This is a genomic window from Aeromonas sp. 2692-1 (assembly GCF_013085505.1).
GTDB lineage: Bacteria > Pseudomonadota > Gammaproteobacteria > Enterobacterales > Aeromonadaceae > Aeromonas > Aeromonas hydrophila.
Genome location: NZ_CP038513.1, coordinates 1,071,186 through 1,089,168 on the forward strand (window position 1 = coordinate 1,071,186; position 17,983 = coordinate 1,089,168).

The window sequence follows — 17,983 nt, forward strand, 5'->3', positions numbered from 1 at the left end:
CTCCTTGGCAGTCTGGTCGGAGACGGGGGGGTTGACCATCAGCAGGCCGAATCCGTTACAAGTGGCTGTGAGCTTCATGATGTGGCTCCTTGTGATTGGCTTGCCGCCACCTCGTCAGGAACTATGTTCGCCATCATCAGACCGATAGTGCGTTCATCCGCCTTGGCGGCATCCAGCTCACCGACGATGCGACCGTCGGCGATGACCAGGATGCGGTCAGAGAGGCTCATGATCTCGTCCAGCTCCACCGACACCAGCAACACGGCCTTGCCCTTGTCGCGCATGGCAATGATCTGCTGGTGGATGTACTCGATGGCGCCGATGTCGACCCCACGGGTCGGCTGGCCGATCAGCAGCACATCCGGGTCCTGCTCCACTTCCCGGGCGATCACCAGCTTCTGCTGGTTGCCGCCGGAGAAGTTGGCGGTCTTGTGCTCGGGATGGGGCGGGCGCACGTCCCACTTGTCCATCTTGGCCTGGCAATCCTGCAGGATCGCCTCTTTGTTTTGCAGCCAGCCCTTGTTGTACTGGGGGCGGCGGTGATAGCCGAGGATGAAGGCCTCTTTCGCCTCGAAGCGGTTGATCAGCCCCATCTTGTGTCTGTCTTCCGGCACGTGGCCGAGACCGAAGTTGCGTACCCGCTCCGGGTCGGCCGGGTGGCTCACGCTCACCTCGTGGGCCTGACCGCCGCCGGTGATGGTGAAGCTGCCCTTGCTGGGCTTGAGGATGCCGCCGAGCAGGCTGAGCAGCTCGGACTGGCCGTTGCCGGAGACGCCGGCGATGCCGACCACTTCACCGGCCCGCACCTCGAAGCTGACGGATTTGACCCGCTCCACCTTGGCGTCGTCCACATAGCTGAGGCCATCGACCTTGAGCTTGGCGTCGCCCGGCTGGGTCGGCCCCTTGTCGACCTTGAGGCGCACCTTGCGGCCCACCATCAGTTCGGCCAGCTGCTCCTTGTCGGTATCCTTGGTGGCGACGTGGGCCACCATTTCACCCCGGCGCATGATGGAGACCTGATCGGTGATGGCCAGGATCTCGCGCAGCTTGTGGGTGATGAGGATGATGGTGGCACCCTGATCGCGCAGTTTCTTGAGCACCTCGAACAGGTGATCCGCCTCTTGCGGGGTCAGTACCCCGGTCGGCTCGTCCAGGATCAGGATGCGGGCGCCGCGATAGAGCGCCTTGAGGATCTCGACCCGCTGTTGCAGGCCTACCGGCAGATCCTCGACCTTCTCGTGCAGCGGCACTTCGAGACCATAGTCCCGTGCCAGCTCGCCCAGCAGCTTTTCGGCCGCCGCCAGGCTCTTGCCCAGGTGCCAGCCGTTTTCCGCGCCGAGAATGACGTTTTCCAAAACCGTGAAGTTGTTCACCAGCATGAAGTGCTGGTGCACCATGCCCACGCCTGCGGCAATCGCATCTTGTGAGCCATGGGGTTTGAACGGGTTGCCGTCGATGAACATCTCGCCTTTGTCGGCGTGGTAGAAACCGTAGATGATGCTCATCAGGGTCGACTTGCCGGCGCCATTTTCGCCGACGATACCGTGAATGCTGCCTTTACGAACCTTAAGGTCGATCTGCTTGTTGGCGTACACTTCGCCAAACCGCTTATCGATACCCCTTAATTCGATGGCATAGCGATCTGTCTGGTCCATGATGCAGTCCTTGCGGGTCATGAAAAGAGACTAAAAACCGGCCCGTGCGGGCCGGTCGTTGGGTTGAGAGTAGTAGCGGTTACTCAGTATTTGCAGGTGCTGTCGCTCATGTAGTCGTGCACCTTGACCTTGCCGGAGATGATTTCGGCCTTGATGGCGTCCACCTTGGCTTTCATCTCGGGGGTGATCAGCTTCTCGTTGTCTTTGTCGAGTGCCCAATCCACACCACCCTCGGCCAGGCCCAGGTTCTTGATACCCGGTTTCCAGGTGCCCTTGGCGGCGTCATCCCAGGTCTGGTAGGCGGCCAGGCCAACCGACTTGACCATGGAGGTCAGCATGGTGCCCGGTTGCAGGTGGTTCTGGTTGGAATCCACGCCGATGGCCAGCTTGCCTTCGTCCTTGGCGGCCTGGTAAACACCGATGCCGGTACCGCCGGCGGCGGCATAGACCACGTCGGCGCCCTTGGCGAACTGGGACTTGGCCAGTTCAGCACCCTTGGCCGGGTCAGCAAACGCCGCCGGGGTGGAGCCAGTCATGTTCTGGAACACTTCGATCTTCGGATTGACGTACTTGGCACCCTGCTCGTAGCCGCACTCGAACTTGCGGATCAGCGGGATGTCCATGCCGCCCACGAAGCCGACCTTGCCGGTCTTGGAGGCGATGGCAGCCAGGGCGCCCACCAGGAAGGAACCTTCATGCTCCTTGAAGATGACGGACTGGACGTTCGGCTTGTCGACCACCATGTCGATGATGGTGAACTGGGTTTTCGGGAACTCGGTCGCTACTTTCTCGACCGCGGAACCCATGTTGAAGCCGACAGCAACGATCGGGCCATTGCCACGGCTGGCCAGACGACGCAGACCCTGCTCACGCTGGGCTTCGTTCTGGGGTTCGAACTCCTTGACCTTGACGCCTTTGTCCTTGTTGTAGACTTCGACGCCATTGCGGAACACGGCTTCGTTGAACGATTTGTCGAATTTGCCTGCGGTGTCGTAGATGACGGCGGGCTGGGAGGCTGCCTGGGCAGAAAGGGCAGCGAGAGTGAGGGCGGCAACGGTGGCCAGCTTGAGCACTTTAGTCACGATCGTATCCTTGATTGTTATGTGAGGGTCCACAACCTGCCGGGGCAGGCCATAAAGCACGCTGGCTAACTGTAAGTGAGCCACGGTGTGGGTCAAGGAGATCATAAAGGAAAAACGTTTGCGTTAACGGTTTGAAATATAAGCAAATCGCTTTATAAGTGGTTGTTTTGATGCCTGTTTTCAGATTTAAATTCTGTGAATAATTAGCTCCAAATGACATTTCTGTTTATATTCATAAGGTTATAGGCAAGCGTTTTCTTCAAATTGTACAAAAAGTGGCTTCCAATGGTGCCAGCTGATGGATTTTTCTCGGTTGGAACGCGTCATCCTCGGTGGCAATAAACCGGCTTGCAGCGATCACCGACAAGCCGATTTGGTCTGTGGCGCCGCAGGTCGTATAATCCCCGCCTGTATAAATAAACAGGAGTGGTGATGGACGTTTCAACCCTGCTCGACGGGCTCAATGACAAGCAAAGAGATGCCGTTGCGGCCCCCCGTTGCAACCTGCTGGTGCTGGCCGGTGCCGGTTCGGGCAAGACCCGGGTGCTGGTGCACCGTATCGCCTGGCTGATGCAGGTGGAACGTTGTTCACCCTTCTCCATCATCGCGGTGACCTTTACCAACAAGGCGGCGGCCGAGATGCGTGGCCGGGTTGAGAAAGTGATCGGTGACGGCGTGCGCGGCATGTGGATCGGCACCTTCCACGGCATCGCCCACCGCCTGCTGCGGGCCCACCATCTGGATGCGGGCTTGCCGCAGGATTTCCAGATCCTCGACTCCGACGACCAGTACCGCCTCATTCGCCGGGTGCTCAAGGCGCTCAACCTCGACGAGAAGCACTGGGCCCCGCGCGCCGTGATGGGCTACATCAACGGCAAGAAGGATGAAGGGCTGCGCCCCGGCGACATCGACCTCTACGGCGACCCCGTCACCCGCACCTATCAGCAGATCTACAAGACCTATCAGGAGACCTGCGATCGCTCCGGGCTGGTGGATTTTGCCGAGCTGCTGCTGCGCGCCCACGAGCTGTGGCTCAACAAGCCGCACATCCTCGAGCACTACCGCGACCGCTTCCAGAACATCCTGGTGGACGAGTTCCAGGATACCAACGGCATCCAGTACGCCTGGCTGAGGATGCTGGCAGGGGATTCCGGCAAGGTGATGATCGTCGGCGACGATGACCAGTCCATCTACGGCTGGCGCGGCGCCAAGATCGAGAACATCCAGCGCTTTCTGACCGACTATCAGGGCGCCGAGACCATCCGCCTCGAGCAGAACTACCGCTCCACCGCCAACATCCTGAAAGCGGCCAACTGCGTCATCGCCAACAACGCCGAGCGCCTTGGCAAGGAGCTGTGGACCGAGGGGGCCGAGGGTGAGCCGATTTCGCTGTACGCCGCCTTCAACGAGGTGGACGAAGCCCGCTTCGTGGTCGGCCGTCTCAAGGACTGGAAAGAGAAAGGCGGCCTCTTGGCCGATTGCGCCATCCTCTATCGCTCCAACGCCCAGTCTCGGGTGCTGGAAGAGGCGCTGATGCAGGACGCCATGCCCTATCGCATCTACGGCGGCCTGCGCTTCTTCGAGCGCCAGGAAATCAAGGACGCCATGGCCTACCTGCGCCTTATCAACAACCGTGGCGACGACGCCAGCTTCGAGCGGGTGGTCAACACCCCGACCCGCGGCATCGGCGATCGCACCCTCGAGATACTGCGCAATAACGCCCGGGATCAGGGCCAGAACTTGTGGCAATCGGCCAAGGCGCTGCTCAACGACAAGGTGCTGACCGGCCGTGCCGGCAACGCGGTGCGCGGCTTTGTCGATCTCATCGACGCGCTGGAAGAACAGGTCTCCCTGCTGCCGCTGCACCAGCAGGCGGATATCGCCATCCAGCACTCCGGCCTCAAGGCGATGTATCTGGCGGAAAAAGGTGAGAAATCCCAGGCGCGGGTGGAGAACCTGGACGAACTGGTCACCGCCTGCCGCCAGTACCAGCGCCCGGACGAGCTGGAAGACATGAGCGATCTCTCCGCCTTCCTCGCCCACGCAGCGCTGGAATCCGGCGAGAATCAGGCGGACGAATACGCCGATGCGGTGCAGCTGATGACCTTGCACAGCGCCAAGGGGCTGGAGTTCCCCCTGGTGCTGCTGGTCGGTGTGGAAGAGGGCATGTTCCCCAGCCAGCAATCCACCGAGGAGTCGGGGCGGCTCGAGGAGGAGCGGCGCCTCTGTTACGTCGGCATGACCCGCGCCATGGAGAAGCTCTACATCTGTTATGCCGAGAGCCGCCGCATCTACGGCCGCGAGATGTTCCACAAACCGAGCCGCTTTATCCGCGAGATGCCCGCCGAGTGCCTGGAGGAGATCCGGCTGCGCACTCAGGTCAGCCGCCCCACCCAGTACGGCCGCTTTAGCCAGAACGAAGTGCAGCAGAGCTTCGACGCCAGCGGCATCAAGCTCGGCCAGCGGGTGCTCCATCCGAAATTCGGGGAAGGGATCGTGCTCAACTTCGAAGGAGTTGGCCAGCAGAGCCGGGTGCAGATCCAGTTCGACGACGTCGGCGCCAAGTGGCTGGTGACGGCGTATGCGAGACTGGAAGCGCTCTGATGCCGTCTATAAACAGACCCTGAATGCCCAGTTCAGGGTCTGTTTTTCAGAGAAATATTGAATGTATTTTGGGGAAGAACGTCTAAATGCATTATGTTTATGTGCTGAGTAATCCATCCTTCAAGAGTAATATTTTAAAGATCGGATTTACCTCTGACTCACCGAAGAAAAGGGCTGATTATTTAAGTCGTAATACAGGAATACCATTGGATTTTGAAGTGAAATTTTTCACTGCAGTACAGGATAAATTTAATGTTGAGATTCGCACACATCTACTTCTAGATAGATATAGGATTAATCAAAGTAAGGAGTTCTTCAAAATCCCATTGAAGGAAGCCATAAAATCTGTTGAACTGGCTGCGGATTACACCGACAACCATGATATAGAACCATGTGACAGTATTAATTTGGATAACAGACTGCATGCCAGAAATGAAAATCCAAAACTTAACTTAAGCGGAAATATAATATGGCGCCTAATGATGGCAAATACGCCTAGTAATACCATGTTAGATATTCTGCTGTCTGAGCATGATGTTGATACGTGTTTTATGAGTGCGAATCAATACTCTGACTATCGTCATATAAAGATTGGTACAGCAAGGCGACACTTGAAATCCTTTTGCCTTAAGTATAAAAACCTCTATATTAAGATCGATGGTGAAAAATATGACATTCAAGTTTTTGAGCATTTAGGGTATTTGAAGGGGCATTGCATGTGGTCATTTACACGTGCGTTTAGAAAGCTGTTTTTCAACAATAAAATAACGCATTTATTAGGATAAATAATCTACGCAGGATCACGCTCAAGGACCGTAGGTTCGATTAGCGAAGCGTAATCGGACGCTTACAACGGAACAACCCTGTTAGGGGTTTACTCCAATCTCCTCGATGCCCCATCCACCGACCCGCACCAATCCGGCGGATAGACGCCGCTCGCCACGTAACGATGGAAGGTGGAATACGGCCAATCGACCACCCTCGTGACATGACCATGCTTGAGCGGGTTGATATGGACGTAATCCATATGGCGGCGGTAATCCTGCTCATCCCGGATCAGGTGTTCCCAATAATGGCGTTGCCAGATACCCCGAACCTCTGACGTAGCCGATCTGGCTACGCCATTTTTTAACAAAAATAGGGAACACCTCATTTAGGCGAACTCGATTTTTATCTGCAGCTCTCTTGAGTAACCAGATGAGAATGCACCTTGGAAGATAGTTATTAAATTCAAATCAGCCCCAAAAGAAACATCTAAAAATGCAACTCCTTCGTAGCTTTGTCCTGAATTGTTGTTCGCAATGATGTGTTCAGCCAATGCTTTAAGCTCAGGGAATGCAGTGATTTTATATAATGATTCTGATGCCTTCTCTACATCAAATACCCCACGCAACTTCATATCAAAGCTAAAAACATCTCTTCTTCTTAAGTTTAAACCTAATTTAGGTGCTAATGAGATCACTTCTTTGCTAATTGAAAGAATAGTATCTGCAGAGACTTCTGTCTTATCTGATATATATATTCTATTTGCATTAAGGTTGAGAAATGTCTTTATTATTCCATCTTTGACATTTTCCCACATGCATTGAGAGTAATTAGAGAGCTTGATAAGGCGATTTGTATTGTCAATGGTGTATATACCTACATCAATACTATCCAAACCTAAAGAGGTTGCAACAGACTCTGCGTCACAAACGATTATCTCTGAATCATCAGAGTCCATATTTTTTATTATTTGTTCAAACTGCTCCTTCAATTTGAACATTCCTTTGAAAATCTCGTTATTATATTCTACCTCTCCGTCTACAATAGTTTTTTTGGGTACGATAACTGACTGAGAAAGCAAATCAACTCTTTGATGCTTTTTCCCAGAACTGATTTTTGGCACTTTCTTTATTTGTAAGTTTTTTTTGCTGGTGGCAGCTTGGTATAAAACATTTGCCGCGTAAACTATATTAGCCTTGGATGCGAAATTCTTTATATTCCAGAGGACAGTGTTCTCAGTATCTTCTGGCGGGGTAAACTCTTTATTTATGAAGTTAATGAAGTCAGTATTCTCACCATCAACTGTCACATAACCATTGCTCGAGTTTGGTGTGTTGGAAACTAATAATATATCCATGGCTATCCCTAAATTAATTCTGTTAAAGATGAGAGTGAAGAGTTTTTATCCATAAAAACTTACATCACTCAACACATATGTTTCATAAAGCTACTTAACCAGCTTGCTCTCCATCACCCCTTGCTTGCCCTCCTCTTCACTGACCTGACTCAGCTTGGAGCGGGCCATCAGCAGGCCCATCTTGACCTCCTGCCAGACGTAGTAGTTTTTACCCGCCTCGGTGCTGAGGGTCAGGGTGGCATCGTTCTCCGACTTGGAGGTGATGGTGTGGCTACCCGGCGTCACCTGCTTGAGGATATAGCTGTGGGCCACGGTATCGCCTACGGCAGAGCCATCCACCAGCAGCGGCATTTTCACCGCTGTGCCGAAGGTCTCATTGCGATAGATATAGAGGTTGGCTGCATCCTTGGGTGCCACAAACTGCTTGGCCTGCGCGTCTGCGGTGGCATCGGCCATGGGTACGGAAGCACAACCGGAAAGCAGCGCCGCCGACAGCAGTGCAGCACTCATCAATATTTGCCTGAACATAGTGGTTTGGTTTGAGTGGGTTAACGGGGTTTAAAGGTTCGCATGAGGCTTTGTTACCGGGCAACTACTCAAACCACCGACGGTGTGACGGGATTCAATATTCCGACAATTAACCGGCATGGGGCAGATCCACAGGTTATCGGCGTTTCGCACGGAGGCACAAACCCCAAGCTCCCGCCTGTCTGGCTCACCTCGGCTGAAACGCCTTGACGATAAACTCGATAAAGAGCCGCACGTTGCGGGACTGCTCCTTGTGGAAGGGGTAGACGGCGAACAGGGCGTGGGGGGCGGGTTGCCAGTTGGGGAGCAGTTTGACCAGGGAGCCGTCCGCCAGTTCGTCCGACACGAATTCATCCGGTACCAGGATCACTCCGAGCCCATGCACCGCCGCCTGTTTCAGGGCAATTCCGTTGTTGGCACAGAAGCTGGCGGGGGGCAGTTCCACTGCCACGCTCTCCGCGTCCCGGGTGAAGAACCACTTGTTGGGGGAGGAGGAGAGGCTGTAGCGCAGGCAGTTGTGGGCCTTGAGATCCGCCGGGTGGGCAGGCTGGCCCGCCTCCTTCAGGTAGTCGGGGGCGGCGCAGAGCACCCGCTGCACCTCGCACAGGGGTTTGGCGCGCAGGGTGGAGTCCTCCAGGGTGCCTGCCCCCCGGATCACCACATCCAGCCCCTGGTCTACCAGATCCATGTAGGTGTCGCTCAGGATCACCTCGATGCCGATTTCCGGGTAGCGGCGCTGGAATTCGCAGACAAGGGGGTTGAGGCGGATCAGCCCGAAGGACATGGGCATGCCGATCCTCAGCCTGCCCCTGGGGGTGAAGGAGGCGGCCATGATGGACTGGTCGGCGGCCTCCAGGCTGTCCAGCACGGCGCATATCTGGCCGTAATAGGCCATGCCGGCTTCGGTGACGCTCAGCCGCCGGGTGGTGCGGTTGATCAGCGCAATGCCGAGAAAGGCTTCCAGCCCGTTGATGTTCTTGCTGACCGCCGCCTGGGAGAGGCGCAGATCGTCCGCCGCCGCCCTGAAGGTGCCCATCTCCACCACCCGGCGAAAGACGTTCAGCGCCGTGATCTTGTTCATCCTGCCCCCGTTAATTCACTACTGGTAAATGATGGCGCCATCATTGCGCACTTTTATCACAATAGTGCGGTTCCCCGGGGTGTCCACCCCCATCCCCCGCCAGACAGAGAGTTGCCCGTGGCAGACCGGCCCGGATCATGGCCCTCCGGGGCGTGGCGGGCCCGGCAGAGACGCAGACGAAAGGGAGGCGATGGGCCCCGGGCACACCGGCCCGTGACGGCAGGCATAAAAGCAGGCGGCAGGGCCCGGGCCCCGCCGCCAGATGGCACGCACCGGCTTACTGCACCTTGCCAGGGGCGGGGGGCAGGGTGATGCCGACATCGGCCCAGGGGTTGGTGCCGAGCAGCTGGGCGTGGGGCACGTCGGCCTGGTAGCGCATGGTGAACGCTCTGGGTCCGTGGGCGAAGGCCACCAACAGCCCCTGTTTTGCATCCATCAACCCGGCGTGCATGCCGAGCCCGTGATAGCTGATCCGCACGGCCTTGTCCTCAAGGCCCACCTTGTCTATCTGGAAGCGGGCGATGCTGCCGTCTTTGAGGGTAAAGCCCCAGCGGAACGGCCCGCCGCTGACCACAGTCATCACCTCGTCGATGTCGGTGCCGTCTTCTGCGGAGTTGACGTGCATGCGGCCATATTTGCCGAGCACGGCGCTGCGGGTGCGCTCGTCCAGCGCCATCAGGTCATAGACCTTGGGGTAGGGGCCGACGCCGGTCTCTTCGGTGGCGACGCCGCCCCCTTGCACCGCAGGCGCGCGCCCTGCGAGCCTGGCCTGCTCCAGCAGTTCCCCCTGACTCAGGTTGAAGGCCGAGATCAGGGCGCCGTGCTCCGCTTTGGTCAGGGCGCGGCGGTGGGAGGCTTCAAGCAGGGGCCTGGCGGCCTCGGGAATGTCGACAGTGACCACGTTGACGCCGATGGGGTTGAGCGCGTTGTTGACCGCTTCGACCCCGGTCACGGCGGCGCGGCCATCGCTGAACTGCACCGAGACAAGGTCACCGGCGAAGGTGTTGAAAGAGAAGGCCGAGGCGAGGGTGCCGGCCAGCAACGGGATATGGGTGAGTTTCATACAAGACTCCTCGTTAAGGTTCGAGAAGCAGTCTAGGGCGGGGATGTGTTCACTGAAATGACACTCGGATGATATGAAAATTCACTGACAGTAATGAATCGTGGGGATCAGGGTCGTCGGCCCGCCCCGGGGGAGAACGCCCTCTGCCAGAGGGTGTGAGCCCGGTTGACGCAACGGGGCCCGGCTTGTGGTATGACTCGGGGCGTCACCAAACATAACCTGTCGGAGGAAGAGACAATGCTGGCGTTGATCACCACGGCGCACCACACCTGTTACCCCAATCCCATCGCCTTTCGGGCCGGTGAGCGGGTGCGCATCGGCCACGAGGACGACAAGTTCCCGGGCTGGGTACGCACCTTTACCGCAGACGGCAACGAGGGGTGGGCGCCCCTGTCCCTGCTGACCTCGATCGGCGCCGGGGAGGCGCAGGCGCGCCAGGACTATACCGCCCGCGAGCTGGACGTGGCGGCGGGGGAGCGGGTTCGAGTGGATCGGGAGTTGGCAGGCTGGCTCTGGGTACATAACGAAGCGGGGCAATCAGGCTGGATCCCGGCCAGGGCCATCGCGCCAGTCTCTTGAGGTCGTTGATGGTGGCGGGTGAGGTGTTGTGATCACCCGCCGTAACGATATGGCGCAGCAGGCTGGCGGATTCAGAGTGAATGTTGCGCCGCGCGCTCAATCAAGAGGGGGAGTTTTTCCCTGTCGCATCAGCTGATAAATCAGACGGCCATGTTCTTTGCGATAGATGTCACTGTGCGCGCCGCCACCACTTAGATAGGCGTTCTCACTGATGAGACTGCTCGCATCGATATAGGTGATGTTGCTGCGGGCTGAGCCGCTTACACCGAACAGGTTACCGTGATGATCGGCGAAGGCGCAGCGAATAAGGGTGTTGGTATTGGAGCAAATCTCTGCATAGCTCCTGGCATCGCCGGCATAGCCTCCCCCGGGCGCCTTGCTCATGGCTTGGTCATTGATCGATGCCGTCAGCGCTACCTGCTTCACCAGAGGGCAAAATACTGTCGCTGAGGTCGATGTGGCGTTATCGGTCAGCTGGGTCAGTTTAAAGGCTCCTTGCAGGTTGATCAGGTTATCAATGCCCGCAGTGGGGGGCTGGTAGTGATCCTGATAAATGGCCGGACCAAAGCAGGCAGCCACATTGGAGGCGCGGCTGCCAAAGCTATGGCCAATCAGCGATGTCGTGAGTTGCGCTTGCTGGGCTTGAGGCAATGCGGCTTTTACTTCCGGCAGTGTCTGCTGTATCAGCACTCCCAGCCAGCTCAGGCCAAGTTCGTCGGCGTCGCCGGCCTTGGTGGGGAAGCTGGTGAGTCGATAAATCGGTTCAATCCAACTGCTGCTCCATTGGCTAGGCCAGGTGACACCGATAACCAGGGGATTGAAATCGGCAGGGGCACTGCGTTTCACATTGAGCATGATGGAGTTGAAGTTGCGAATGGCTTCTTCTTGCACCGTATTCCAGCCCATGACAATGACCACAATGTCGCTGTAAGGCTTGCCTGTATTGGCCTGTGTCACTAGGCGCTGAATCATGCTCTGTTTTAACAGCTTCAGCGCATCCCAACTGTCGTCATAACCGCAGACCTCTTTATCCTGGCAACGCCGCTGCGTGACTGCCATCGGTAGCATATTCTGCTCGGCGCAGGGTTCAACCAGCTGGGATTGTGCGGGCTCCAGTCGTTGATAAAGGTTATACAAGGCACAGGTATGGTTTTCGGCGGATTGGGGCTGGGCCTGCTCTCGCAGAATATGTGAGATATACAACAACTTGGGCTGGTTTAATAATGCGTCTGTTGATGTCTTCAAGGTCTTCTCTGAGGGGGAGCTGACCTTCACGCTTTGCGGTGTAGAGACCAGGTCACGCGGGCTTTTTTCCACGCCAATCAGATAACCATCAAAACGCAAACTCAGTTCATCCGGATAATAAAGAACAGAGTGATACAGCATGGTGGTTTCACCATCCGTACTCAATTGCTTTTCTGCCGAGGCAAGCCGGCGTTGAGGAGCATTGGTACAACCCTGTAATAACAGACAGACGATCAGAAGGATTTTCCCGTACATGATTCACTCTCCTTGTTATGTGGCACCCCGATGAGGGTAGTCCGTACAGGTAAGTAGATGTAGTGGAAGGGGTTGAGCCACCCCCTGTTCATGGTGAGCCCCGTGCCGATAGCGTGCATGCTCCCATGACGCGGCGTGGGGACGGATGTAGAGGAAAAATCAGAAACCCGGCCACTGACGGGGCGCGGCGGCCGGGTGAATTGTAAAGAGTAGGGTGACAGAGAACGCGGGGTATCAGCCTAGTCTAATCAACTCGATGGGGGCGTACTGCTCCCGGGAGTTGGCCAGCAGCACGCACTTCTCATGCTCGGCCTGATAGGGGGTCAGGTTGTCGGTGTGGGCCTCTTTTAGAACGTCGACGGCGCCGGTGGCGGCGATCATCACGCGCTGACCCGCAGTGAGCGCATTGCGGTTTCGGTCATAGATTTTCATGGCACTCTCCTTTTGTGGGGCCCGGCGATATGCCCGGGCTGCGCGGATCAGCCTACGCCCCTGCCAAAGAGTGATGCATGTCACAGATCAAAAAAGAGCCAGAGAGGGACTCGGTGCGTCGGCAAGGGCAAGCGGGCTTGCCGCGCGGGGTCGTCCAATCCTGTCGCTGGGAAGGCAGGTGGATTCTGCTTTTTGCGGGGGCGGGCTCGAACAAACGGGGGGATACGCTATAGTGGATGCCGCTCGTATAACTGCCTTCAACCAACCGAGAGCGCATTATGAATCGTGATATCGTCGCCCAGTTTATCAAGATGCTGACCAACCTCGACCAGTGCCTGGCCAAGGCCGAGGCTCACGCCGCCGCCAAGAAATTCAATGTGGAGAACTTCTTCGGCGATCGGCTGATCGTCGACATGCTGCCATTCAGCAAGCAGGTGCTGATCTGCTGCGACAGCGCCCGTGCCGTGGTGGCCACCGCCAGCCTGAGCGAGCCGCCGGTGCTGGGGGATGACCCCAAGACCATGGCGGATCTGCGCGCCCACGTAGCCAAGACCCTCACCTATCTGCAGAGCAAGCTGGATGCCGATTTCAGCCAGTATGCGAGCGGCCACTACTACCCCTACTGGGCCGGTGGCAAGGGGATGGACGGCTACACCTGCGTGCATGAGTACGGCATCCCCAACTTCTACTTCCACCTCACCATGACCTATGCCCTGCTGCGCAAGGCCGGGGTCGAGCTTGGCAAGGGGGATTACCTGGGCGCCATCAACCTGCAATAAGCTCATCCCGTCATTCGGGCTTTGGCCCCGCATAAAAAGAGCCTGCCACAGTGGCAGGCTCTGTCGTTTTCGGGGTCACCGCGGGTGGGTTACTGCGCCGGGATCTCCGGTTCCACCAAGGCGGCCAGCTGGGCCAGCGACTCCTGCCAGCCGAGGTAGCACATCTCCACCGGGATGACCTCGGGGATCCCCTCCTGCACGATGGCGAGCTCGGTGCCGCACACCACCCCGGTCAGGATCACGGTCACGTGCATCACTCCCGGCAGGTTGGGATCGTCGAACCGGTCGGTGTAGCGGATGCGCTTGCCCGGTTCGAGCTCCAGGTATTCGCCGCCAAAGGCGTGGCTGTTGCCATTGCCAAAATGGGTAAACGCCATCTGGAAGTGGCCGCCGACCTGCGCCTCCAGTTGCTCCACCCGGCAGGTGAAGCCATAGGGTGGCAGCCACTTGGCCAGCGCATCGGCCTCGATAAAGGCCCGGTAGATCCGCATCGGCGGTGCCTTGAGCACCCGGTGCAGCCGCACTGTTCCTGTCCTCATCTCTCTGTTCCTCGTTGCCTTGGGTCCATCAAGGATAGTCGGTTGCGTCCGTTTGCCGACGACTGGCCGGCTGCGGGCCCTAGAAGGGGCCGTTGCGCTCGCGCAGCTGGTCGGGCAGGCCGTCGTGATCCCCCAGCTCGCGTTCGGGTACCGCATCCCAGTGGCGGGCACCGATGAAGCGGTTGCGCTCGTGGTGCACGGCGTAGTGGATGTGGTTGTCCGCCCGATCGGTGTCGCCCACGCAGAGCAGTCGCACCGGCTGATCGGTATTGTTGATGAAGGTGTGGGCCAGCCCGTCGCCCGCCTTGAAGCCGACCGAGTCACCGGGCTGCAGCCGATGGAGCACGCCATCGAGCCAGACGTCCGGGGTACCTTCCAGCACGTGGACGAACTCGTCCTCGGTCTCCTCGGCGTGGGGCCAGCTGGTGCGCCGGCCCGGCGGCAGCAGCTCGTGGTGAATGCCGAGGCGGGCAAAGCCGTAGTGCCTGCCGAGGGCGCTGCCCAGGGAGAGCGGCTCCTCGCTGCCGGAGTAGCGGCCGGGCTCGGGCTCCTGCAGCTCGCGCCAGTGCTTGATGCTGGGATGACGGTTCATGACGGCTCCTTGTCGAATGAAAGGGGAAACAGGCGGCCCCGTGCTGGGCGCACGGGGCCGGGAATGGGCGTCTTGCGCCCGGGAGGCGGCGAGCCGGACTAGCGGCCCAGGTTGTCGGCCAGCTGCTTGGCGCGGCCGGCGGCCCACTGGTCGATCATCTTCTCCATCTCGCTGGCGGTGATGGGGCTGTCCTTGTGGGTGGTGTCCGGGCTCTCGCGCGCATCCATCACCCGCACCAGCAGCTTGCCGTTCTGGGAGTCGAGCAACTGGGCCATGCTGCCCACCTTGAGCAGATAGGGCTCCTTGCCGATCACCTCGCGGGTGACGTTGATGGCGATCTTGGCGGGCAGCAGATCCCGCAGCTTGGGGTCGGGCCGGGTCAGGTCGAAGTTGGTGATGGCAGCCTGCACCCGCATCACGCCGGGGCCGGGGGCAGTGGCAATCTTGACGCCGTGGCTCATCAGCTCGCGCTGGAAGGTGGCGTGGTAGTAGCGGCCGATTTCGTTCTGTTCGTTGGCGGTCAGCAGGTACCACTGGCCGTTCTCCTGGCGGATGAACTGCAAGGGATCGAGCAGCACCTGATGGTACTGGCGCAGATCCACGCCGGGCTCCTTGTAGATGCGCTGGTTGGGGTTGCTTTCGCTCTGCTGGAAGGCGGTCAGCGGAATCGCCTGCAGGCTGTGGGAGACCTGGTTCTTCACCGCGCAGCCACCCAGCAGAATGGCCACCATGCCCGCGATTACGGCTCTTTTCATCTTTTGCTCCTGATTGCGGCGCTTGCCCGACCCTGGCATCCGGTGCGCAGGGCATTGCAAGAGAAATAACCGATTCAAAGAGCGCCCACAAGCGAAGAGTGCAGCGGCGTTCAGGCGGGATCCAGCCCGCAGGCGGCCGCCACCCACTGGCCGGGATATGACGCTAATACGATGATTTTGCTTCGGATCGGCAATCATTTGATCAAGGTTGCGGATATTGGCGCCGTTCGCTCATATAATCGCCGCCATGAAACTGATTCGGAAGGATTCGATGACCAGCCTGATGGCGGCCCTGTGCGGGCTGCTGCTCTCCTGCCTGGCCTGGGCGGCACCCACCCCCTTCGTCACCACGCCCCCTGACAGCACCACCACGGCACCCTCCGCCAGCATGGAGCCGCTGCTCTCCTGGTTTACCGGCGAGTTCTCCAGTCGCGAGCAGGCCAGCTACGACAACCGCTTCACCAGTGCCGAGCTGCGGCTGGTGGAGATCTGGCCCGGCTACAAGGGTTTTCGCTGGGTCTATGCCGAGCAGTTCCTGACCGAGCGGGCGGTACGCCCGTTCCGCCAGCGCATCTACCGCTTCTCGCTGGTACCCGACGGCCGCATCCTGATGGCCGAGCTGACCATGCCACGGGCCATCGACTTCGCCGGTGCCTGGCGCCAGCCCGAGCTGCTCGACTCCCTCACACCGCAGCAGCTCTCTTTGCGTCAGGGCTGCGAGATCTGGCTGACCCGCCAGCCGTCGGGGGAGTACGCCGGCCACAGCAAGGTGGGCAGCTGCTCCACCAATTTTGGCGGCGCCAGCACCCTGGTGCAGTACCTCTGGATCGGCCCCCACAGCGTGAGATTGCTGGATCGGGCCTACGACACCGAGGCCCATCAGCGCTGGGGCAGCCCGGGGGAGGGCTATGTCTATCTGCGCCGGGTGAAACAGCGCGGCGAGTAAGGCTGCACCCTACAACTGGTGGCGCTGCTCGCTCAGGTAGTCGATGAGCAGCCGCAGGCGCAGTGGCAGGGGCTCCCTGGCCGGGTAGAGCAGGTTGACCGGGCGCGGGGCGGGCAGGGCATCCGCCAGGATCTCCTGCAGGGTGCCGCGTTCTAGCTCCTCGCGCAGCAGGGCGCGCGGCTGCAGCAGGATGCCGGCGTGGTTGAGGGCGGCCACCTTGAGGGCGCTGCCGTGGTTGCTGATGAAGGGACTGTCCCACAGGTGCAGCTGTTCGAGTGGAAAGGCCTCGGCCAGGCTCGACTGGCCGAGCCAGGGGCTGAATCCCAGGCAGTGGTGGCGGGCCAGATCCGCCAGCGTGAGGGGAATGCCGTGGCGTTGCAGGTAGTGCGGGGATGCGCAGAACACCGAATCGGAGCTGGCCAGCGGCCGGGCGATGTAGCCGGCGTCCTTGGGCTGGCCGACCCGGAAGATGAGATCGAAGCCGTCGCCGATGACGTCCACCAAGCGATCCGACAGATCCAGCTCGATGCGGATCTGCGGGTAGCGCTCCATGAAGCGGCACAGCAGCGGCGTCAGCCGGTAGCTGCCGAAGGTGACGGGGGCATTGATGCGGATCCTGCCCGCCGCCTGGCCGGTATTGGCCAGGGTGTTCTGTTCCAGCTCCCGGTAGTGTTGCAACAGGTTCTGGCAGCCGGCGAGGTACTCCTGGCCCGCCTCGGTCAGGCTCTGGCAACGGGTGTTGCGATTGAGCAGGCGAGAGCCGACCCTGGCCTCCAGCCACTTGATGTACTTGCCGATCATGGCCGGTGTCATCGCGAAACGCTCCGCCACGGCGGCGAAACTGCCCGCGCGGGCAACCTCGACGAAGATCTCGATGGCCGTCAAGCGATCCACTCTAAACTCCTGGTTTATAAAGCCGAGCGCCACTATGTCTGGCTGGCGTCGCGGCTGTCAATATACTGGGCGGCAGCCAATCCATGCTGGAATCTTGCCCGATGACACTCGACTATTACGCCCTCTATCTGCTGCTCGCCATCGGCACCGTGCTGAGCCCGGGGCCCGCCGTGATCTACACCATAGGCAACACCCTGACCCGGGGCACCCGCCACGCCATCGCCGGCTTTTGCGGGGTGGCGGTGGGCATCCTGCTGGTGGCGAGCCTGGCCTCGCTGGCGGTGCTCTGGTTCACCCGCTGGCTGGCCGCGGGCCAGCAGATCCTCACCCTGGGCGGCGCACTCTACCTGCTCTATCTGGGGCTCAACTCCTGGCGCCAGCGAGCGGTGAGCCCGGTGCCGGGGGCCGGGCCGGATCGGGATTGCCGCCGCATCTTCATCAAGGGGGCGCTCATCAGCCTGCTCAACCCCAAGGCGATCATCTTCTTCACCAGCCTGTTTCCCCAGTTCATCGACTTTCGTCACGGGGCGCTGGGTCAGTGCATGCTGCTGGCGGTCACCTTCAGCGCCGTGGTGCTGGTGGTGCATGGCGGCTACTGCCTGGTGTTCCACTGGGTGGGGGCGCAAGGCTATGGCGAACGCTTCACCAGGGGGATCAACCGGCTGTCGGCGGTGATGTTCACCGGCTTCGCCTTGTTGCTGCTGTTCAAGGGGTTGAGGTAGGCAAGGACCCGGACTGGGTTCCTGTTGGCTGCAGTGTAGCGTGTATCCCGAATGGGGTGAGCAGGAAAAATAAGATTCCATTGGTGCTCTTTGTGCCGCATGCTCCCCGG

General features: G+C 59.2%; 18 protein-coding genes and 1 pseudogene. 6 read left to right on the top strand and 13 right to left on the bottom strand.

The genetic code is table 11. The annotated features are described in order from the left end of the window. Window positions 1-74 precede the first annotated feature (74 nt). Window positions 75-1,655: an ABC transporter ATP-binding protein gene (locus E5E97_RS05240; protein ID WP_024944637.1), complete on the bottom strand. Its 1,581-nt coding sequence runs from the start codon at window positions 1,653-1,655 to the stop codon at window positions 75-77. Between the two features lie 83 nt (window positions 1,656-1,738). Next, a complete protein-coding gene (locus E5E97_RS05245) occupies window positions 1,739-2,737 on the bottom strand; it encodes a BMP family protein (RefSeq protein WP_024944638.1) in 999 nt (332 codons plus the stop codon). A 432-nt stretch (window positions 2,738-3,169) separates the two neighbouring features. Here E5E97_RS05245 and uvrD point away from each other — a divergent pair, with 432 nt between their 5' ends. Both uvrD and E5E97_RS05255 read left to right on the top strand, forming a co-directional pair. Beyond that, on the top strand, window positions 3,170-5,341 hold the full coding sequence (gene uvrD, locus E5E97_RS05250) for a DNA helicase II (protein WP_010635485.1): 2,172 nt from the start codon (window positions 3,170-3,172) through the stop codon (window positions 5,339-5,341). Window positions 5,342-5,427: 86 nt separating this feature from the next. Continuing rightward, window positions 5,428-6,126 (top strand): GIY-YIG nuclease family protein, encoded by a 699-nt coding sequence (locus E5E97_RS05255; protein WP_171279953.1) that lies wholly within the window; start codon window positions 5,428-5,430, stop codon window positions 6,124-6,126. A gap of 89 nt (window positions 6,127-6,215) precedes the next feature. On the opposite strand, the pseudogene E5E97_RS23470 reads toward E5E97_RS05255, so the two are convergent. The 5 genes and pseudogenes from E5E97_RS23470 to E5E97_RS05275 form a co-directional block, all read right to left on the bottom strand. Further along, window positions 6,216-6,434 (bottom strand): annotated as a pseudogene (locus E5E97_RS23470) (transposase); the annotation flags it as partial. A 60-nt stretch (window positions 6,435-6,494) separates the two neighbouring features. After that, window positions 6,495-7,463: a hypothetical protein gene (locus tag E5E97_RS05260; RefSeq protein WP_171279954.1), complete on the bottom strand. Its 969-nt coding sequence runs from the start codon at window positions 7,461-7,463 to the stop codon at window positions 6,495-6,497. 90 nt (window positions 7,464-7,553) lie between these two features. After that, entirely contained in the window at window positions 7,554-7,991 is a 438-nt protein-coding gene (locus E5E97_RS05265) for a DUF2846 domain-containing protein (RefSeq protein WP_171279955.1), read from the bottom strand. Between the two features lie 187 nt (window positions 7,992-8,178). Then, on the bottom strand, window positions 8,179-9,072 hold the full coding sequence (locus tag E5E97_RS05270; protein ID WP_171279956.1) for a LysR family transcriptional regulator: 894 nt from the start codon (window positions 9,070-9,072) through the stop codon (window positions 8,179-8,181). Between the two features lie 277 nt (window positions 9,073-9,349). Beyond that, window positions 9,350-10,135 carry a hypothetical protein gene (locus E5E97_RS05275; RefSeq protein ID WP_102989690.1) on the bottom strand — a complete coding sequence of 262 codons (786 nt, stop codon included), beginning with the start codon at window positions 10,133-10,135 and terminating at the stop codon, window positions 9,350-9,352. Between the two features lie 237 nt (window positions 10,136-10,372). On the opposite strand from E5E97_RS05275, the gene E5E97_RS05280 reads away from it, so the two are divergent. Beyond that, the gene (locus E5E97_RS05280; protein WP_118882125.1) at window positions 10,373-10,714 is read left to right on the top strand and encodes an SH3 domain-containing protein; all 342 of its coding nucleotides are present in this window, start codon (window positions 10,373-10,375) and stop codon (window positions 10,712-10,714) included. Window positions 10,715-10,810: 96 nt separating this feature from the next. On the opposite strand, the gene E5E97_RS05285 is transcribed toward E5E97_RS05280, so the two are convergent. Then, a complete protein-coding gene (locus E5E97_RS05285) occupies window positions 10,811-12,214 on the bottom strand; it encodes a hypothetical protein (protein WP_118882124.1) in 1,404 nt (467 codons plus the stop codon). 234 nt (window positions 12,215-12,448) lie between these two features. Next, window positions 12,449-12,646, bottom strand: a complete 198-nt coding sequence (ydfZ, locus tag E5E97_RS05290) for a putative selenium delivery protein YdfZ (RefSeq protein WP_049046801.1) — start codon at window positions 12,644-12,646, stop codon at window positions 12,449-12,451. 278 nt (window positions 12,647-12,924) lie between these two features. Here ydfZ and E5E97_RS05295 point away from each other — a divergent pair, with 278 nt between their 5' ends. Continuing rightward, entirely contained in the window at window positions 12,925-13,425 is a 501-nt protein-coding gene (locus tag E5E97_RS05295) for a DUF1993 domain-containing protein (protein WP_039214812.1), read from the top strand. An 89-nt stretch (window positions 13,426-13,514) separates the two neighbouring features. Here E5E97_RS05295 and E5E97_RS05300 read toward each other — a convergent pair whose 3' ends face one another. From E5E97_RS05300 to E5E97_RS05310, 3 genes are all read right to left on the bottom strand, one after another. Next, window positions 13,515-13,964: an SRPBCC family protein gene (locus tag E5E97_RS05300; RefSeq protein ID WP_118882123.1), complete on the bottom strand. Its 450-nt coding sequence runs from the start codon at window positions 13,962-13,964 to the stop codon at window positions 13,515-13,517. Between the two features lie 79 nt (window positions 13,965-14,043). Continuing rightward, a complete protein-coding gene (locus E5E97_RS05305; RefSeq protein WP_118882122.1) occupies window positions 14,044-14,556 on the bottom strand; it encodes a cupin domain-containing protein in 513 nt (170 codons plus the stop codon). A gap of 98 nt (window positions 14,557-14,654) precedes the next feature. Further along, the gene (locus tag E5E97_RS05310; RefSeq protein WP_017410561.1) at window positions 14,655-15,311 is read right to left on the bottom strand and encodes a DUF3313 domain-containing protein; all 657 of its coding nucleotides are present in this window, start codon (window positions 15,309-15,311) and stop codon (window positions 14,655-14,657) included. Between the two features lie 271 nt (window positions 15,312-15,582). Here E5E97_RS05310 and E5E97_RS05315 point away from each other — a divergent pair, with 271 nt between their 5' ends. Beyond that, window positions 15,583-16,257 carry a chromophore lyase CpcT/CpeT gene (locus E5E97_RS05315; protein WP_041213570.1) on the top strand — a complete coding sequence of 225 codons (675 nt, stop codon included), beginning with the start codon at window positions 15,583-15,585 and terminating at the stop codon, window positions 16,255-16,257. 9 nt (window positions 16,258-16,266) lie between these two features. Here the strand turns inward: E5E97_RS05315 and E5E97_RS05320 are convergent, their stop codons facing one another. Beyond that, window positions 16,267-17,151 (bottom strand): LysR family transcriptional regulator, encoded by an 885-nt coding sequence (locus E5E97_RS05320; protein WP_118882121.1) that lies wholly within the window; start codon window positions 17,149-17,151, stop codon window positions 16,267-16,269. 101 nt (window positions 17,152-17,252) lie between these two features. Between E5E97_RS05320 and E5E97_RS05325 the strand changes: the two genes are divergently transcribed. After that, window positions 17,253-17,873, top strand: a complete 621-nt coding sequence (locus E5E97_RS05325; protein ID WP_118882120.1) for a LysE family translocator — start codon at window positions 17,253-17,255, stop codon at window positions 17,871-17,873. Window positions 17,874-17,983: the final 110 nt, after the last annotated feature.

Excerpts from the sequence above, each read along its gene's own strand:
- E5E97_RS05240 (WP_024944637.1), bottom strand. The coding sequence starts at position 1,655 with ATGGACCAGACAGATCGCTATGCCATCGAATTAAGGGGTATCGATAAG.
- uvrD (WP_010635485.1), top strand. The coding sequence starts at position 3,170 with ATGGACGTTTCAACCCTGCTCGACGGGCTCAATGACAAGCAAAGAGAT.
- E5E97_RS05255 (WP_171279953.1), top strand. The coding sequence starts at position 5,428 with ATGCATTATGTTTATGTGCTGAGTAATCCATCCTTCAAGAGTAATATT.
- E5E97_RS05260 (WP_171279954.1), bottom strand. The coding sequence starts at position 7,463 with ATGGATATATTATTAGTTTCCAACACACCAAACTCGAGCAATGGTTAT.
- E5E97_RS05265 (WP_171279955.1), bottom strand. The coding sequence starts at position 7,991 with ATGTTCAGGCAAATATTGATGAGTGCTGCACTGCTGTCGGCGGCGCTG.
- E5E97_RS05270 (WP_171279956.1), bottom strand. The coding sequence starts at position 9,072 with ATGAACAAGATCACGGCGCTGAACGTCTTTCGCCGGGTGGTGGAGATG.
- E5E97_RS05275 (WP_102989690.1), bottom strand. The coding sequence starts at position 10,135 with ATGAAACTCACCCATATCCCGTTGCTGGCCGGCACCCTCGCCTCGGCC.
- E5E97_RS05280 (WP_118882125.1), top strand. The coding sequence starts at position 10,373 with ATGCTGGCGTTGATCACCACGGCGCACCACACCTGTTACCCCAATCCC.
- E5E97_RS05285 (WP_118882124.1), bottom strand. The coding sequence starts at position 12,214 with ATGTACGGGAAAATCCTTCTGATCGTCTGTCTGTTATTACAGGGTTGT.
- ydfZ (WP_049046801.1), bottom strand. The coding sequence starts at position 12,646 with ATGAAAATCTATGACCGAAACCGCAATGCGCTCACTGCGGGTCAGCGC.
- E5E97_RS05295 (WP_039214812.1), top strand. The coding sequence starts at position 12,925 with ATGAATCGTGATATCGTCGCCCAGTTTATCAAGATGCTGACCAACCTC.
- E5E97_RS05300 (WP_118882123.1), bottom strand. The coding sequence starts at position 13,964 with ATGAGGACAGGAACAGTGCGGCTGCACCGGGTGCTCAAGGCACCGCCG.
- E5E97_RS05305 (WP_118882122.1), bottom strand. The coding sequence starts at position 14,556 with ATGAACCGTCATCCCAGCATCAAGCACTGGCGCGAGCTGCAGGAGCCC.
- E5E97_RS05310 (WP_017410561.1), bottom strand. The coding sequence starts at position 15,311 with ATGAAAAGAGCCGTAATCGCGGGCATGGTGGCCATTCTGCTGGGTGGC.
- E5E97_RS05315 (WP_041213570.1), top strand. The coding sequence starts at position 15,583 with ATGACCAGCCTGATGGCGGCCCTGTGCGGGCTGCTGCTCTCCTGCCTG.
- E5E97_RS05325 (WP_118882120.1), top strand. The coding sequence starts at position 17,253 with ATGACACTCGACTATTACGCCCTCTATCTGCTGCTCGCCATCGGCACC.